Source organism: Sphaerospermopsis sp. LEGE 08334 (assembly GCF_015207205.1).
Lineage (GTDB): Bacteria > Cyanobacteriota > Cyanobacteriia > Cyanobacteriales > Nostocaceae > Sphaerospermopsis.
The window spans coordinates 122,284-139,145 of record NZ_JADEXH010000010.1; the positions used below are offsets into that span (position 1 = coordinate 122,284).

Genomic DNA, 16,862 nt, shown 5'->3' on the forward strand with positions numbered 1-16,862 from the left:
AAATGTTAAAAGAACTTCATTTAAGGTCTGTAGGACCATCTTCTCAATTTGATGTTGAATTTGCTGATAGACTGAATATCTTTACTGGTGATAATGGACTAGGTAAAAGCTTTTTACTAGATGTTGCTTGGTGGGTACTTACCGGAAATTGGGTAGAACAACCAGCTTATCCGCAAAGAAATACAGAACAACCCCCAGAAATTATCTCCCAAATTGAAACTAAATATGCTTTAAAAGACTATCAAAGTGGTTTTAATTTTTCTGAACAACAATGGACAAATGTTCCATCACCTCCTGAGTTTAACGAGGTAGTTATTTTTGTTCGTGTTGATGGTAGTTTCTCAGTTTTTGACCCTCTTCGTAATCGTGAGAGTGCTTATAATTTTACCACAGATACTCTTTGGAATGGCTTGAAATTAAAAAGAAAAGTTATTTGTAATGGTCTAGTTCAAGATTGGATAAATTGGCAAAATCAACCACAAAAAACACCATTTCATATTTTAGATCGTGCAGTTAAAAAACTTGCCCCCCATCCTGATGAATGGATAGAAATAGGAGAACCAACGCGAGTATCTATAGATGATGTGAGAGATATTCCTACAATTAATCTTCCTTACGGTAATATTCCCATTACCCAAGCATCAGCAGGAATGAAGCGTATTTTGGGACTTGCTTATTTATTAGTATGGACGTGGTATGAACACCTAAAAGCTGCTGAACTAACACAGCAAGAACCAATGAATAAAATAGTTTTACTAATTGATGAAATAGAGTCTCACCTGCATCCTCGCTGGCAAAGAGTCATTTTACCATCTGTTTTATCAGTAATAAATGATGTATTAAAAGATATGCCTTTTGTCACTACTCCGCCTATTTTTATTCCTTACCGCATCGAAAATATACAGCAAAATATGAAAATTCAGACGTTAGTTACTACTCATTCTCCCCTGGTTTTAGCTTCATTAGAACCACTTTTTGATGAAGATAAGGACAAATTATTTCTATTTGAAATGCAAGGAAAAGATGTTGAACTGAATGAAATTTTCTGGACTAAACAAGGAGATACAGTAGGATGGTTAACTTCGGAAATCTTTGGACTCAAACAAGCGCGTTCTCAAGAATCAGAAATTGCCATTGAAGCAGCAGAAGCATGGATGCGTCATGATGATATGAGCGATTTTCCCGAACATTTAAGAACACAATCACAAATACATCAAGAACTGCTAAAACTTTTACCAGGACATGATCCATTTTGGCCGCGCTGGATAGTCACAACAGAGAGAATAAATTCAGGTTTATAAAACTCAATACTAAAGATGTTAAAGTTTAATCCACCACCAGAACCGCAAGATTTAGAGCATTTTTTATCTTGTGAAAATCATCGTCATTTAGCTTACGAATGGACTAATTACCGTTTTGTGTCTGGTTGGGTTAATAGTAGTAAAGGTACTCTTGATAACCAAGTTCTTGATCCATTTGAAGTTGAGGATGACTGGTTTGAAATTTTGTTAACCTTCACTCCAGTTAGTTATTACTGATAAAGTACCACCTGAGAAACTAGAAAAAGCAGAATTTACTTTAAAAAGATTACGTTTGCAAAATGGCTCACAAGTGATGCGCCAGCGTCAAGTATGGTATAATTTATATTGTGCTGGTAGTATTGACTTAAAAGGGTTAGAAAAAATGGCTCCTCTAATTGCTCGTGCAGTTAAAAAACAACAAGCAAATTCTCAGTAATTGTTAATTGTATATTTGAGAAAATCAAGTAAAAATCACTCCCGGAGCAATAGAAATGATACAAAATATACCAAAACATGATATTTTATATGAAACAGATTTTCTTGCTTGGTGCGAAAGAACCGTTGCTCAACTTAAAGCAAAAGATGTAGAAAATCTTGATTTTGAAAATTTAATAGAGGAGATTGAAAGTTTGGGAAAAAGCGAAAGACGGGAATTAAGAAATAGATTATTAGTTTTGATAGCGCATATTCTCAAACGGATGTATGTTAACAGTTCTGAAAACTTCAATGGATGGGAAGTAACTATTATAGAACAACGAAAACAAATCAAAGTTTTATTGAAAGAATCTCCCAGTTTAAAACCTTATCTAGCACAAATATTTACAGAAGTTTATGCTGATGCTTTAGATATTGTTTCCGTTGATTATAAACAAACAGATTTTCCTGATACATGGCCATTTGATTTTGGTACAGATTTACTTTTATCTGCAAAATATTGGGAGCATAATCTGTAACTTGCATTGTAAACATTTAACCAAAACTTTCCACCATATAAATATCATTCCCAGAATCACCAATTAATATCATACTACTATCATCATTTGTTAAATTCAAACTTCCAGAAATACCACTTCTGAGAACTTTAATCAACATTTGTGGGGAAAAAGATTCTAATTCCACAAAATTACCCGCATCTAACCAAGCTAACTCTTCCGCAGTTAAACTTTGACGAATTTCTAAAGGTAACTCTGTAGATTTTTTAGCGGAAGCAGAATCATTTCTGACAAACATTCCCCTCTTATTAGCAATAATTTGACGCGCTAATAAACCCAAATCAATAATAGTCACATCACTATTTAAAAACCAGTTCTCACTGGTGCGGAGATGATGCACCAAACTGACACCTTTAGGACTACAATCATGGAGAGCAAAAACTTGTAAATTGGGGTTTCTGCGTAACATTTCCATTGTGGTGCTAAAAATATTTTGAGGATAACCATTGACACTCAAAATTGCACAGTTATTTTCAAAATGGAAATTATTAGCAATTAATAATTGTGCAATATTAGCACGATCACAAACTATCAAACGATCAAAACTATAAGCAGTCACATCGGGGTTAATAGATGTAGGTGAAATTTGATTTTGTGGTTCAGGTAAAATTGTATTAATTATACCATTAACTGTTTGCCAATTTTCTAACCAACCATCAACATAAGATTGAGTAACTAAAAATTCCTGTGGTAAATTTACCACTCTTCCTAACTGTCGAGTTCCTAAAAATATTGACAACATTCCTAAAATTACCAACATACAAAAAATAGGAAACGAGTTTACCGTTAAACTTACCAATATTCCCAATACTAGAATTAATATTCCCACAATGCGTAAAGTTTTAGCACTTGCTTTGCGACTTGCAGTAGTTAATTTACTTGATTTGGTGTTATTAAATAAGTAGAAAATAGTCGCTGATTGATAAACTAAATTAGCAACCAGAAAAGAATTAGGTAAAAAAGCACTTGTTATTCCTCCGACAAAGAGAGTAACCCAAATATTGAAAAAGAAATATAAAAACACAAAACTACGGTTTTGAAACGCTTTGTTACGGATGCGATTATCTAAAAAATATAAAAGCTGCTTAGGTGTAAAATATAAAGTATTGTTAGCAGAAATATCAGCCAATATTTTAGCAAACATGGGATCTGTAATTTTCAAATTCCCTATTGTAGTTGGTTCAAAAACAAAAGGATGATTACATTGTTTACATCTTCCTTGATTTGCTGTTCTGTCTTTTAATTTATTGTCAGTTCCGCAGTTAATACATTTCATAGATTTTTTGGTAATGGGTAATTGGTAATTGGTAATTGGTAATTGGTAATATATTTAAGTAAACTAAACTATTTGATTATTCAGTAAAACACTGTAATCTTCTCGTTTTCTAATTAACCGATGAGTACCATTTTCTATTAAAACTTCCGCAGGTTTAGGACGATGTAAAAAATGGGAAGACATCGCATAACCATAAGCACCCACATCTAAAATAGCGATCATATCACCAAGTTTTAAAGCGGGAAGTTGACAATTTTTACCTAAATAATCCCGTGAATAAGTGGTATTTCCACAAACATCCGTGATATACTTTTCATAAGTTTGATTTTTCCAACTTATAATTTCTCGAAAACCTCCATGTACAGCAGGAACAGAAAGATTAGCAACCGTAGAATCTACACCTAAAACTTGTTTATTACCTTGCCATTTCACAGATACAACCTGAGCTAACAAAGTTCCACAACGAGCTACAGCAGAGCGTCCTGGTTCAATAATCAAATTAATCTTTTTTCCTAAATTGCTGATTCTTCTACTTAATTCATACCCAAAAATTCCCCAATCAAAAGCAAAACCATCATGATGATAAGGAAAACCAAAACCTCCACCAAAATCTAAATATTGCCAATCTGGTAAATTTTCTGCCATGGATATTACCTCATCAATAACATTAGTAAAAGCAGAAGTTGCATTAGTTCCCGTACCCCGATAAAAATGTAAACCCGAAATCTTTAAACCTGCATTCCTCGCAATAGTAACTGCCTGATCAAAATCTGTTACACTAACACCAATACGACTATCTTCAGAAACATTTAACCTTAAACCAAGACGTAACTCCTCTTCCTCTCCGCGTCTCTGCGTCTCTGCGTGAGACAAAAAAATCTCACACAACAAACGCAACTGAGAAATACTATCCAAATTTAAAGTATTCACACCCCAATTTAAAACCTGTTCCATTTCCTCCCGACTTAAATTACTACCGCTATACACAATTTCCGAAGGTGCAAAACCAGCATTTAAACCTAAATAAATATCACCTGGTGTATTAGCATGAAGTCCCCAACCAGCATTTTTAAATATCTTCAATAACGCAATATTTCCATTAGTGACACTGGCAAAATAAAACCGAGTTAGAGGATAATTGAAAGAGTTAGTAATATGGGAAATAGTTTGATTTAAAATATCGCCATCATAAACATATAAAGGAGAACCGTAAATTTCCAATAATTCTTGAGCAGTTTCCCAAGAAAAAGGAGTTGTTAAACTTGAAAATCTTTGGTTAATTTTTTGTATTGTTTCCATAACCAATAGGGTAATAAAAATGGATGATTTCCAGATTTCGATCCTAGTTTTACGCCAAAAACGTGAAAATACCAAAGTTCCCACATAATAAGTAACCAAAGTATCTCACCTATCCGTCGTCCTTGAATGTTTCCTCCTAATTCTCCAGTGACAATTTTTGCAGCAATATCAGAGTAAAAAATATTTTCTGCCTTTAGTATACCCGGATTTAGCCAATTACCAAGATCATGCCAAAAATTATTTACACACCAAGAAGTTAAGGGAACACCCATCCCCCGCTTTTGTCTCCAGACTATTTCCGAGGGTAGCAAATTTTCTACAGCGCGTTTGAGAATATACTTTTCACAAGCACCTTGTAAACAGAGTTCACCAGATAGCTGAAAAGTCCATTTTGCTAATAGTAAATCACAAAAAGGCGATCGCACATTTAACCCATGCACAAAACTTAACGCAGTTGCACGGGGATGAATATTTTGCGCTCCCTTTAACATCAAACTAGCACGACGCAGACGATGTAACAACGAAGGACAAAAACGACTATCTAACCCATCTAACAGCCATTCCTGGGCATTTAAACCTTGAATCTGAGCATAAATATCCGGTTGATACACCCTAGATTCATAACCCCAGAGACGGTGAAAAGTTCGCAAATATTGTTGAATAAAACCCTCATTTTTATGCGGATGTTCACTTTGATAAATACCCGCAGCAATTAAAGGTTTATTAGTCCAACCGGCAAATAATTGATCACCACCTTCACCATTAAAAATTACCTTAGTTTCTTGAGAAGCGACTTTATTTAAAAGATATAAAGGAACAGTAACACCGTCACCAAAAGGTAAATCTAAAGCTTTAACAGTAGGAATAATTGCATTTTTAATATTTTTCGGACTTGCATCAACCTTAACAATAGGAATATTTAAAAAATCTGCCACCTGTTCCGCATAAGGATATTCAGAAATACCAAACTCACCAAAATCTAAACTATAAGCGCGAACTTTAACCCCTGCATTTACCAACAAAGCAGCAACAATAGAAGAATCTAAACCCCCAGATAAAAACACACCTACAGGATCATCTTTTAAATCATTAATTTGTCTTTCCACCGCATTTTTTAATAAACCTTGTAATTGAGAAACTGCGGTATTTTCATCTGTAATTTGTTCTGGAGATTCAACCCATTGATAAAATTTTCTCACTTCGTAATTTTCAATATTATCAATATTAAAAACTACCTCAGTTCCCGCACTCACAGAAAAAACACCCTCAACAGGAGTTAAAGGAGTAGGAACATAAGAAAAACAAGAATAACCATATAAACCAGAAATACAAACTTCCGGTTTATCTATCATTTCTAAAAGCAAATCTAACCGAGAAGCAAACCAAACAGTATTATTTTCAGAATTATTTTTATAACTCCAAAATAAAGGAACTCTCCCAAAAACCTCCCTACCCAAAATCAACCTATTATCTTCTATCTTCACCCAAACATCAGCATCAGAAAAACCCGAAGCAGAAAGAGCAGCAATAGTATTTCCTTCTATCTCCCGTGCATCATCACACCCCACATAAACAACCTCAAAAACAAACCCTTCTCCCTTCCCTCCTCTCTCTGCGTCTCTGCGTCTCTGCGTGATAAAATCTTCCTTCTTCTCACCCCAATAACCGATAAAATGATAGGATAACATAACTATTGCACAACAAAAATTTCTTCACTAATTTTTCTCCCATCCAGCAACATTTCCACCTTCCAATTACCCACAGGTGCAGCAGAATTGATAGGATATTTACAGCGAGTATTCCAAATAGAAGTAGTTACATCTTTAGTTTCATAACTATTTTGCTTCACAATTTTTCCACTAGGATCTATCCAATTACAACTAAGAGATAATTTTTTACCTATCGGTGCATCTTTCAAAGTCACACGATAAAAAACATCACCATTAGCTTGACGAGAAACAGTATTTATTTGTTGTTCATTAGCTAAAGTAATTTTATCTTGCTGTGCAGAAACATTAGCTAATAAAGAAGCATTTTTTTGATTTAAAAATACCACACCACCAATAGTTATAATAAGCGCCCCAACCACCCCAAAAGCTATCAACTTATTACGACGTTGTTGCACCTCCAAAGCTTGACGACGACGCAACTGAATCAAAGCTTCATCTAACAACTCTGGAGGTAAATTTAACTCTTGTAAAATTTGCTGAACTTGTTGTTGGTCAAATTCAGCTTCTTGACGTAATTGTAAACCTTGAACTTCAGCAATAATTTGGTTTAATTGTTCTTGAGTTAATCGCTGTTCCATAATAATTAAAAATTAAAAAACTTCTATTTTTCTCCTCCCAATCACCAATCACCAATGACCCATAACCAAGGGTCTAGTTTTCACCTAACACCATAACTAGCTAACATAGAAACCGCCAACTCGTTATCATATCAAAGTAAAAACCAGACCCAGTAGAAAGTTTAGGTAATCAATAGGTAATTAGAGAATTACCGATTTTAGCGTTTACCACGATAAGGAACTTCATTCAAGTAATCAATGTCAAAAGAAGAGATTCTTTGAGCATAGTTACCCTTACCAGACAGAGAAGCGGCCATATCTGCAAACTTGCCAGGATCGCCTTCTCTGAGACGTTTTGTTTTCGCCTTTGCAGTGTAGAAGTTTTCCAACACAAAGCGCCAGTCGGTTCTGACTGTACCTGCTGTTTCTTGGAAGTCCACACCGTAACGAGGAGTAACCAAGTTATAGGGACGACCTTCCATGCGTTTACGTTGGTAAGGTACGGTGTTATCACCAAAGTTTTGGTTATATTCTTCGCTGTCTACCAAAGCATCAACAAAGCCATCAAAACCCTTAGTACCAATAACAATAGACCAAGCAATTTCTTCTTCTTTGTTGTAAGCAGAACGACCCAAAAGGCGCTTGAGGGTGATATCTACTAAACGATAGTTGTTGTTAACAGAAACAACTAAACGATAGAAAGCTTCGGATTTAGCTAAACCACGAATGAAGTCTTTAACAGACAAAGAACCATTTTTCAGTTGAGATTCTAAAGTAATTTGGCGGTTAAACTTCAAAATTTCATGTTCGCTGAAAACTTGGCGATAGGAAGCCCAAATGATGCTTTGAATGTCAGTGTAAGAACTAACATCTTCTAAACGGTAGATATAAGGAGTATCTTCGTTTTTATCAGCAACACCGAAACTGCTAACGCGGTGGTTTTGGGTAGATGGTTTGTATTGAAGTAATGGCAGTGCCATGCTGCGTCTTTCCTCTTGTGAATAAATTCGTTTCGTTTCGTTTAAAAACAGAATTGGGTTTGTTTAAAAACAGAATTAGATTTGATCACTCAAATTCCCAATTCGCACTTTAACTATTTTCCCGCATTAGGTTACATACCTAATTAAGAGATTTAGCGAACTGGGAAACTAGCACTAGGACTGATAGACACAGGAACACCTGCGGGTACTGTTTCCCTAGTAGTATCGGGAATTGCAATGTTAGCTGTGCTAACTGGTGTGTAAGTAACAATCCTGATATTAACAGCAGCAGCCATTTTCATGAAATCGCTTATACTACCGGGTTTGTAGCGTTCAGCTTCTAGCTTATCCCGCCAATAGTCAGCATAGCGGGGTGTTACCAAATTAAAGGGTCTGTCTTTATAGCGTCGGCGTTGGTAAGGAACAATATTTTCCCCAAAGCAGCTTTGATACTCTTGAGAATCTACCAAAGCATCAACAAAACCATCCCAGCCGCTAGTTGCAATTTTGATAGACCAAGCGATTTCTTCATCTTTGTTGTAAGGCGCACGACCTAACAACCGCTTGAGTCCAATTTCTACTAAACGATAATTAGAATTGGTTTTAATTACCAAATCTTGGAAAGCTTCAGATTTAGCCAAACCCCGGATAAAATCACGGACAGTAATAGCTTTATTTTTTACCTGAGATTCTAAATTACCTTGGCGGTAGAATTTGAGGATGACGTGTTCGCTAAAAAGCTGGCGATAAGCAGCCCAAATTAATTCTTCAACTTCACCACCAAAAGCATAATCTTCAATGCGGTAAACTCTGGGGGTGTCTTCGTTGGGTACTTCGTAACCAGCAACCCGTTGATTTTGTGAACTGGGTTTATATTCTAGTAAAGGTATTGCCATATTTTATGTTGTTTGTAAGTTGTAATTGGTAATTGGTAATTGGTAATTGGTAATTGGTAATTGGTAATTGGTAATTGGTAATTGGTAATTGGTAAACACTCTTTTCTGTCACCTGTCACCTGTCACCTGTCACCTGTCACTTTTCACCTGTCACCTATTCCCTAATTTTTCGAGAGTGCAGGGATATAGCTGTAAGGTAGAGAAACAGGTACTGGTTTAATGGTTACTTCTTCTGTGGTTACATCCCGTGAAGTATCGGGAATTTCCAAAGTTTTGATTTGAGAAGTCACAGCAGCAATTGTTCTTTGGTAGTTGCGTTCGGGAGTAATGATGTTTCCAGCCATTGCCAAGAAGTTAGCTGGAATAGCTTTGCGGATATCTTCAGTGGTGAGAGTTCCTGAAGTGCGGATGCTGTAGAAGGAACGATAACCAAAAGAACGCATACTTTGGGTATCGCGCCAGTTGGCATTGTAACGGGGGTTGACTAAGTTAAAAGGACGTGAACCAAAGCGACGACGCTGATAAGGTACAATATCATCGCCAAAGTTTTCTAGGTACTCGTCAGAGTCTAACAACGCATCAATAAAGCCATGTACGCCTTTGGTCGCAATAACAATAGACCAAGCAATTTCTTCATCTTTGTTGTAAGCTGCCCGTCCCACAAACCGCTTGAGGATAATATCAACTAAGCGATAGTTAGAATTAACCTCTGCTACTTGAGAGCGGAAAACATCTGATTTACCCAAACCCCGGATAAAATCACGAACAGTAATAGCCCGGTTTCGCAGTTGAGATTCTAAAAATTTTTGACGATAACTGCTTAAAATCAGATGTTCGCTAAAAATCTGCCGATATCCTGCCCAAATAATCGCATCAACATCTTGATCTGATGTGGCGTAGTTCAGTTTATAAACGGTTGGGGTGTCTTCGTTGGGAACTTCGTAACCTTCGACACGCTGATTTTGTGAAGAAGGAGAATATTCTAAAAGTGGTATTGACATCTTGACTTTTACCTTGTTTTATGGTATTGAGTTTAAGCTAAACAAGCTCAGGACTGATGCAAAACTTCTCAAAAACCTCTTTCCTTTGTGTACTTTGCGTACTTTGCGGTTAATTATTCCGTAGCTTGTGCGTAACGCCTCAAGTGGTTAAACCCAAACTACTAGAAGCTAATTGAATGCGAGCGCACACAGCTTGTTCACTATCATTAGCCAGCATTTCTTGGAAGAAAGTCAAGATGGTTTCTCTTATCTCCGCTATTTTTGCCAAAGCCTGTAAACCAACAATGGCAGCATAGCGAATTGACCAGTCTGTGTCTTGACAAATCAACAGCAGTGTTTCTAATGCGCGATTGATAGCTGTTTGACGTTCAGCCATGCCTAATTGAGACCAGTTTAAATTTCCTAATCCTTTAGCAGCAGCACGGCGTACACTAGGCGCGAAGTCTGTAGCAGCAGTTGAGATTAACACATCTAAAGCACGGGGATCAGCGATCGCTGCTAAGGTGCGAATCGAATAAGCCCGTGCGCCATAGTTATAATCATCAATTTGTTCTAGCAACTGAGGTACTGCCATTTCTCCCAGTTCTGTGAGTCCTGTTACTGCCACCACCGCTGCTGCTGGGTTATTGTAACCAAAAACAGCAATTAAGGTAGAAACAGCCTTTGGATCTTTAGCTGCTGCTAGGTTCTTCACTGCTGTCACCATTTGGGCTGATGTTTCCGCTTGCTTAACAGCATTAATTAGTTCATCCATGTCTCAGTGGTCAGTAGTTGGAAGGTGACAGGTGACAGGTGACAGGTGACAGTAATAAATTTACCAATTACGCATTACCAATTACCCATTACCAATCACCCACTTATAAAAGTGAATCCATCAGGTTCATGACTCGGACTGCCTGTTCAGAAACAGAATCTGATTTATCAACAAGTTGATGTTCTAACAATCCTTTGAGTGCCATGAGTTTGAAACTATTTTCTGCCTGAGCGTGGGCGATCGCATCAGCAGCAGCCATATAACCAATCGCTCCCAAATCCCCCAAAATAGAGCGCCGCAATTTCAGATCACTGTTTTGCATCATTGTCACCAAAAATTCCCCATACTGAGAATCTTGGGTGAGTTGATACATAGCCCTAGCTGCGGAGCATTGCACCCTTGTGACTGGATGCTCTAAAAAAGGCTGAATTAGGGAAACAGCCTCAGTTGCACCAATAGCTCCCAAGGCTTCTAACACTGCCTGATATGGTTGGGTAAGATGGGGGCGGCCTGGTACTTGCACGGCCTTGGCAACACCCCCATCTAGCATTTTGATCAGTGCTGGTATTGCAGTTTCAGCGTTAAGCATTGCTAAAGATTGGGCTGCTGCTTCTCGCACATAAAAATCTGAGCATTCCAAACACTGAATCAAGCCCGGTATAGCTTTAGGACTGCCCAATTTTCCCAATGCTCTGGCTGCATTCCGTCGGAGTGGATAACCTCCTAGTTCTGTTTTGTCAGCTTCATCCTCTAACGCTGTAATGAGTGCGTCTACGGCTTCTGGCTCACTGACTCGAAATTTACCCAACCACCAAGCGGCATAATAGCGGAGACTTAAATCTAATGATTGCAGGTTAGCGATGGCTTGCTCTGGTGTCAACTGCGCCCCATTTTCGGCAGAATGTTCTGTCGTACTGGGTTCTATCATTACCAGTGCTTTATCCTGCTACAGTCAAAGGTTCAATTTTGACAATTCTGCCACCTAAGCGGCTAATCCGCTGCATTTCTTCAGTCATCCGGCTGTAGGGTACGGTAATAAATACGCTACCGCTACGACGAATGCTGAAATTATTTTTGTCGGTTTCTTGGTTTTGCTTTAAGCCTACAACTTCATAACGAAATACACGGCTTGCAGATGAAGAAACGCTACTAGCACCAAGTGTAGTTTGACCGAACATTACTTCTAAATCTCCTCTTGATGGGTTATACCAACAAACAGCACAATATCTTACGTAGATGTAATACTGACTATTTTTCCGCCTTGTTTGTGAATTTGCTGAATCTTGTCAGAAAGACGCTCGTAAGGTACTATAAATGCTGTGCTGCTGCGGCGCACGCTGGGGTATCCTGGATTGCGTATGCCCGCTACTTCAATTCGGTAAACGCGATCCGATTTCCCTACAGCATTACCTAAGTTTTGCTTAGGTGCATTATCCGCAGATGGACGGAATGCCCAATTATCATTACTTCCCGATGGACCGACAACGGAGGAAGCTTTGTTACTAGCTAATTCCCGTGCCAAACGTGATTTGCTACCTTCTACCTGAGCAGTATCACTATTGGCATATCCACGGTACAAACGGAACATCCGGGTAAAACCAGCAGATGTTTGTCCTGGTTGAAAATCAAACCCGCGATAATAAGGAACAACATTGTCGCCAAAGTTGTTTTGATACTCCATCGAATCTATATAAGAGTCGATTTCTGCATCGTAACCCTCGTTAATATATAAATCTAAGTGGTATGTCACCTCAGACTCATCCAGAGGAGCGCGACCCAACAAATGTTTATAGTTGAGTTCAATTAACCGCGTTTGGAAACTGTTATAGAAGAATTTGGATTTGTAGAGTTCTGACTTAGCAACGCTCCGCACAAACTCACGCACGGTCAAATTACCATCCCGCAACAGTGACTCTGCACTCTTCAAGCGATCCGATGCCAGAATATAGTCGTTTCCTAAAACTTGGCGATAAACGGCTTTAATCACCATTTCCACTTCTTCGCGGCTGGCATTGGGGCGCAGTTCAACTCGACGTGAATCACTAAAAGGCTCAGTTCCCAGCCTAGACGCTGCTGCTGTAATTGCCATTGTTTTTCCCCTTTGATTCGCAATTTTGATTAGCAATACTGCTCTTTCTAACCAATTGCTGTTTGCATCAAATTGGTTATTTGTTAGCTATAGCCACAGATAAGGTAGTTGGGACATCAAATGCAGAGAAGTTCAGTCAACAGTCAAAGTTAATCACTCTTGCCTCTTGCCTTCTTACTGTCACCTTTCACCTGTCACCTGTCACCTCACATACATAAAACTATGCCCGGAGCGAGATCCAACTGCTAGGTGATTCAGTCCAGTCGAGTGAAAAGAGATTCCCCACGAAAACTGATTTAATCCCAAAAGGATAAACTTCATCCAGCACTTGTACCCCTCTCCGGGCAAGAAGCTATCTAGCTGAGAGCGTTGATAGCGTAGTCAATGTAGGTGTTAGCTTCGTTAGCAGCTTGACCGCTCAAACCGTGGTTGCCTTTGATATATTTCAAAGCTTCAACATACCAGCTAGGAGACAAATCAAATGCGCTGTTGATTTCAGCCAAACCAGCAATTAGGAACTCATCCAAAGGACCTGTGCCACCAGCAACCAAGCTGTAAGTGATGATGCGGAGGTAGTGACCAACGTCACGAGCGCACTTAGACTTACCACGAGCATCAGCAGCAAATTGAGCGCCTGGTGTAGAGGTGGTGTAGGGGAATTTGCTGTATACAGCGTTGGTAGCACCATCAATCAGCTTTTGAGCGTTAGCTGTCAAACCACGAGCAGCTTCCATGCTGGCAGCGGCACGTACAAAACGACCGTTAACAGCTTGTAATTCTGTGTTGCTCAGGAAACGTCCTTGGGTATCAGCAGATGCGATAGCTTCGGTAATTGGGGTTTTCATGGTCTAATTTCTCCTTGATTGGTTTCGTATCTTGTTGGAATAGCTCGATTTTTAGCTTTAGCTGTGGACTACTTGTACTTGTTTGTACTTGTTGGTTAAACAACGTTGATTAAACAACAGCAGCAGCAGCACGATCGAAGTAGCTTGCCAATTCAGAAACTAAAGAACTGCAATCACCTTTGGTGATACCGTTGGGATCGTTAACGATATTGATAGCAGCTTCTTTCATTTTTTGAACACCAACAGCTACGGAAGCACCAGGAGTACCCAAAGCTTGGTAAGTTTCACGTAAGCCATTTAAGCAACGGTCATCGAGAACACTAGCGTCACCAGCCAATGCAGCGTAGGTAACATAGCGTAAGATGATTTCCATGTCGCGCAGACAAGCAGCCATGCGACGGTTGGTGTAAGCGTTACCGCCAGGAGCGATCAATTGGGGCTGTTCTTCAAATAAAGCACGAGCAGCGTTGGTAACGATATCTTTAGCGTTGCTGGTGATGCGGTTAACAACGTCCAAACGCTTGCTACCAGCAGCTACAACTGCTGTCAAAGCATCTAGTTGTTCGGTGCTTAAGAATTCGCCTCTAGCGTCAGCTTGAGTAACAACCTTGGAAAATACATCTAATGTCATGGACTCTAATCTCCTAATTACTTAGTTGAGAGTTGTGTTGATTGAAACAGTTGCTGTTTTATCAATCAGGAATGGATGCTCAAAAACAATGAGTTAATCAAAGCTAAGTTGTTGTCTACTTCTTTTCTCATTTTCTTGTCTATCTTCCCTAAGGCAGAAATTATGAGAATCAGAGGTAATTTTATGAGAAACCAGCCAACGAGATTGGATTGGTTGCCTCGTTTAACTTTGCTCTGTTTTTGAACCCCTCCAGATTAGTTTATACACTGCTATAGAGACTTTATTTGTTACAATTTATGAATAAATAAGATCAGGTAATAAGAAAAGCCTCAAATCCTTTACATATAAGAGATGTATACCCCAAAAGTTGCTAATTTTTGTTACAAAACTTCATTAAGTTTCTAGATAAGAAGAAATTTTATACATTTTATATTAATTTAATGATTCTGAAACCATATACCATTACTAAATTACAGAGATTTTGGGATCATATCTAGACTCAGTAGTTTATATTAAAGAATGTAAAATTTACATTTCTAAATATTGTTGAGAATCTGTTAAATTAACCTCCCTGGGGGGATTTCAGGGAGGTGGTGACTGGGGACTGGTGACTGGGGAAGAAAATTTTAGATTTTAGATTTTAGATTGGAATTGACAAAAACAATCCAAAATCCAAAATCCAAAATTGTATTACCCATTACCCATTACCAATCACCAATCACCTACGACGCAGGACTTCTAATAGCTTTGTAAAGGTTTGGGGTAGGGGTGCGGTTACTTCCACCCAATCTCCAGAAATGGGATGTTGCAACTTGAGTCGCCAAGCGTGTAATGCTTGACCGGGCAAATTTACCCCTATAGAGCGACCAGAACCATAAACAGGGTCGCCGACTATAGGATGACCAATTTTGGCACTGTGGACGCGAATTTGATGGGTACGCCCTGTTTCTAACTGGAAATGGATCAAGGTGTAGTTCCCCAGCCTTTCTTTCACTTGCCAATGGGTTATGGCTGACCTACCCCCCTCTTCTATGGAGACTATGGCCATTTTTTTGCGGTCTTGGGGATGACGACCAATGGGTAAATCTACCGTTCCGCTTTCGGTTTTGGGCGCACCATAAACCACCCCTAAATATTCTCGGCGTGCTGTTTTTGCTTGTAGTTGTGCTTGTAGGTGTTGATAGGCGATATCAGTTTTAGCAATAGCAATCGCTCCAGTTGTATCTTTATCTAATCTGTGAACAATACCAGGACGTTGCATACCACCAATTCCCGGTAAATTAGGACAATGTGCTAACAAAGCATTTACTAATGTACCATCTGCGTGACCAGGTGCTGGATGAACTACCAAACCTGCGGGTTTATTGAGAATGAGTAATTGCTCATCTTCGTAGAGAATATCTAAAGGGATATCTTCTGCTACCAGTGCCAACGGTTGAACTGCGGGAATTTCTAAACAAATGCGATCGCCAACTTTGAGATTTATTTTTTTAGATGTACAAACTTGATCATTAACTTGAACATGACCCTGTTCAATTAACTGTTGTACACGGGAACGAGATAAATCAGGTATTGCAGATGACAGATAACGATCCAGACGTTCAGTTTTCTCTTGGACTAAAAGATTAATATCGGTCACAGTTGGTTAATTTTAAACAGCTAAGTATATGAAAATTCTACTGATATCATAGATTGGTGATTGGTGGTACAATTTTGGATTTTGGATTTTGGATTTTGGATTGTATTTCATGAACTCCAATCTAAAATCTAAAATCTTGTCCCAGTCCCCAGTTCCCAGTTCCCAGTCCCCAGTCCCATAAATTATCCTGATAGTGAATTATGAAAGAGGAAAAGAATAAATTAAGCACTGTATGAGTAGAAATAGGCCGGGATATTATAGCTAATTTACAGTACATTTGCTTTGTAGTCATTAGCTTTACTAGCTGAAAACGACTATTGATTTTAAGCACAAACATCTTGTTTGATCAGCAAAATCAGGTGAAACATAGTATTTTTCAAGAATGGACAATTGACAATGACCTCTCCCTGAAAGTCAGAGGATTGAAAAAGCGGATTTTTTTGGTTTTTCCCCTTCAAAGGGGAGGTTTTAAACCTTGAATGAAACAATTATCAATTGTCAATTGTCAATTATCAATTGATAAACTGCTATTTTCATTACTAATTTTTGTATTAACTTTAATTTTTTATATTAGGTTTAAAATAGTTTTTTATTTCCCTGGTAAATCTATAGTAACGTGAAATTATTAGGTAATTACTGAGCATCTACACCTGAGCATCTACACATTTGCCACATCATTGAAGACGGAAATACAAAGAATTAGAAATAAATAATTCAGCATTCAGAAGTCAATAACCAGAAAATTTGATTGGTAGATAAGCAAATCATGATTTTTGGTCAAACCTGGAAAAAACTGACTGCTGACTGCTGATAGCGGAATGCTTAGATAAGTTCTGCTTTTTGCCCAGGTGAGGGGTGAGTGGGGTGTGGGG

19 protein-coding genes are annotated in these 16,862 nt (G+C 38.4%); 4 read left to right on the top strand and 15 right to left on the bottom strand.

Translation table 11 applies throughout. From position 1 onward, the window contains the following. Positions 1-2 precede the first annotated feature (2 nt). From IQ237_RS07905 to IQ237_RS07915, 4 genes are read left to right on the top strand one after another with little or no spacing between them, the layout of a single operon-like run. Entirely contained in the window at positions 3-1,301 is a 1,299-nt protein-coding gene (locus tag IQ237_RS07905; RefSeq protein ID WP_194053887.1) for an AAA family ATPase, read from the top strand. A 15-nt stretch (positions 1,302-1,316) separates the two neighbouring features. After that, positions 1,317-1,538, top strand: a complete 222-nt coding sequence (locus IQ237_RS26195; RefSeq protein WP_228019853.1) for a hypothetical protein — start codon at positions 1,317-1,319, stop codon at positions 1,536-1,538. A 55-nt stretch (positions 1,539-1,593) separates the two neighbouring features. After that, positions 1,594-1,737, top strand: coding sequence for a hypothetical protein (locus IQ237_RS26200; RefSeq protein WP_228019856.1), 144 nt, complete (start codon positions 1,594-1,596; stop codon positions 1,735-1,737). A gap of 55 nt (positions 1,738-1,792) precedes the next feature. After that, positions 1,793-2,254: a DUF29 domain-containing protein gene (locus IQ237_RS07915; RefSeq protein ID WP_194053889.1), complete on the top strand. Its 462-nt coding sequence runs from the start codon at positions 1,793-1,795 to the stop codon at positions 2,252-2,254. A 16-nt stretch (positions 2,255-2,270) separates the two neighbouring features. Here the strand turns inward: IQ237_RS07915 and IQ237_RS07920 are convergent, their stop codons facing one another. From IQ237_RS07920 to IQ237_RS07990, 15 genes are all read right to left on the bottom strand, one after another. Beyond that, entirely contained in the window at positions 2,271-3,569 is a 1,299-nt protein-coding gene (locus tag IQ237_RS07920; protein WP_194053891.1) for a hypothetical protein, read from the bottom strand. 63 nt (positions 3,570-3,632) lie between these two features. Further along, positions 3,633-4,868, bottom strand: coding sequence for a decarboxylase (locus IQ237_RS07925; RefSeq protein ID WP_194053893.1), 1,236 nt, complete (start codon positions 4,866-4,868; stop codon positions 3,633-3,635). Beyond that, the gene (locus IQ237_RS07930; RefSeq protein ID WP_194053895.1) at positions 4,826-6,556 is read right to left on the bottom strand and encodes an asparagine synthetase B; all 1,731 of its coding nucleotides are present in this window, start codon (positions 6,554-6,556) and stop codon (positions 4,826-4,828) included. The genes IQ237_RS07925 and IQ237_RS07930 overlap by 43 nt, the downstream gene beginning before the upstream one ends. A 2-nt stretch (positions 6,557-6,558) precedes the next feature. Next, positions 6,559-7,176: a DUF3859 domain-containing protein gene (locus IQ237_RS07935; protein WP_194053897.1), complete on the bottom strand. Its 618-nt coding sequence runs from the start codon at positions 7,174-7,176 to the stop codon at positions 6,559-6,561. Positions 7,177-7,373: 197 nt separating this feature from the next. After that, positions 7,374-8,135 carry a phycobilisome rod-core linker polypeptide gene (locus IQ237_RS07940; RefSeq protein WP_194053899.1) on the bottom strand — a complete coding sequence of 254 codons (762 nt, stop codon included), beginning with the start codon at positions 8,133-8,135 and terminating at the stop codon, positions 7,374-7,376. A 152-nt stretch (positions 8,136-8,287) separates the two neighbouring features. Further along, positions 8,288-9,031: a phycobilisome rod-core linker polypeptide gene (locus IQ237_RS07945; RefSeq protein WP_194053908.1), complete on the bottom strand. Its 744-nt coding sequence runs from the start codon at positions 9,029-9,031 to the stop codon at positions 8,288-8,290. Further along, entirely contained in the window at positions 9,013-9,150 is a 138-nt protein-coding gene (locus IQ237_RS07950; protein ID WP_194053910.1) for a hypothetical protein, read from the bottom strand. Before IQ237_RS07950 ends, IQ237_RS07945 begins: the two co-directional genes overlap by 19 nt. 42 nt (positions 9,151-9,192) lie before the next feature. After that, positions 9,193-10,032, bottom strand: coding sequence for a phycobilisome rod-core linker polypeptide (locus IQ237_RS07955; RefSeq protein ID WP_194053912.1), 840 nt, complete (start codon positions 10,030-10,032; stop codon positions 9,193-9,195). A 139-nt stretch (positions 10,033-10,171) separates the two neighbouring features. After that, complete coding sequence (locus IQ237_RS07960) at positions 10,172-10,786, bottom strand: HEAT repeat domain-containing protein (RefSeq protein ID WP_194053914.1); 615 nt, start codon at positions 10,784-10,786, stop codon at positions 10,172-10,174. A 103-nt stretch (positions 10,787-10,889) separates the two neighbouring features. Then, complete coding sequence (locus tag IQ237_RS07965) at positions 10,890-11,714, bottom strand: HEAT repeat domain-containing protein (protein ID WP_194053916.1); 825 nt, start codon at positions 11,712-11,714, stop codon at positions 10,890-10,892. A gap of 10 nt (positions 11,715-11,724) precedes the next feature. After that, positions 11,725-11,964 carry a phycobilisome linker polypeptide gene (locus IQ237_RS07970; RefSeq protein WP_194053918.1) on the bottom strand — a complete coding sequence of 80 codons (240 nt, stop codon included), beginning with the start codon at positions 11,962-11,964 and terminating at the stop codon, positions 11,725-11,727. 50 nt (positions 11,965-12,014) lie between these two features. Further along, entirely contained in the window at positions 12,015-12,875 is an 861-nt protein-coding gene (locus tag IQ237_RS07975; protein ID WP_194053920.1) for a phycobilisome linker polypeptide, read from the bottom strand. Positions 12,876-13,231: 356 nt separating this feature from the next. Next, positions 13,232-13,720, bottom strand: a complete 489-nt coding sequence (cpcA, locus tag IQ237_RS07980; RefSeq protein ID WP_096565051.1) for a phycocyanin subunit alpha — start codon at positions 13,718-13,720, stop codon at positions 13,232-13,234. A 109-nt stretch (positions 13,721-13,829) separates the two neighbouring features. Beyond that, positions 13,830-14,351, bottom strand: coding sequence for a phycocyanin subunit beta (locus IQ237_RS07985; RefSeq protein WP_096565049.1), 522 nt, complete (start codon positions 14,349-14,351; stop codon positions 13,830-13,832). Between the two features lie 718 nt (positions 14,352-15,069). After that, positions 15,070-15,990, bottom strand: a complete 921-nt coding sequence (locus IQ237_RS07990) for an RluA family pseudouridine synthase (RefSeq protein ID WP_194053922.1) — start codon at positions 15,988-15,990, stop codon at positions 15,070-15,072. Positions 15,991-16,862: the final 872 nt, after the last annotated feature.